Here is a 717-nt window from a genome sequence, read left to right on the forward strand (position 1 = left end):
ATGCCTGTCAAAAAATTGCTAAATACATTAATCAAAAAATCAAGGAAAATAATAGCTATCTTAACGAATTTAATGCACAAAATTTAGCCAATCTAGTCAATGGGTGCTCTAAATGGAAGGATCAAAAAGACAGCAAAGATGCCTGTCAAGAAATTGCCAAATACATCAATCAAAAAATCAAGGAAAATAATACATATCTAGAAGCGTTTACTTCACAACATTTATCCAATCTAGTCAATGGGTTCTCTAAATGGAACGAACAAGAAGATACCAAAGATGCCTGTCAAGAAATTGCCCAATACATCAACAAAAAAATCAAGGAAAATAATACATATCTTAACGAATTTAATGCACAAAATTTATCCACTCTAGTCAATGGGTTTTCTAAATGGCAGGATCAAGCAGGCAGTAAAGATGGGTGTTTAAATATTGCTGCGCATATAATCAAGGAACAATTAATTTTTGATGCTGCTACTGTTCAAGAACTTGTTGAACTAATTGCTTCCTTTTCTAGGTTTTTGTGTATAGATCATAGTAATTTATTATCTGCATCGGATCATACCCAAAACGATATATTTTTAGCAGTATTGGATTTTCTTGGCAGGCAAGCTGATTGGGATACAACCCTGAGCCAAGCAGCTATTTTACCTGTTAGCCGTTTATTGAAAGCATGTTGCAAACTTATAGCTGACTCTAGATTAAGGATATACACGGAGG

Annotated in this window: 1 protein-coding gene; it reads left to right on the forward strand. The window is 33.8% G+C overall.

What is annotated here, in order from left to right:
- On the forward strand, window positions 1-717 hold a 717-nt coding region (locus MUW73_RS04285), incomplete at both ends, for a hypothetical protein (protein ID WP_243575301.1).

Source organism: Candidatus Cardinium sp. cByotN1 (genome assembly GCF_022810525.1).
Classification (GTDB): domain Bacteria; phylum Bacteroidota; class Bacteroidia; order Cytophagales; family Amoebophilaceae; genus Cardinium.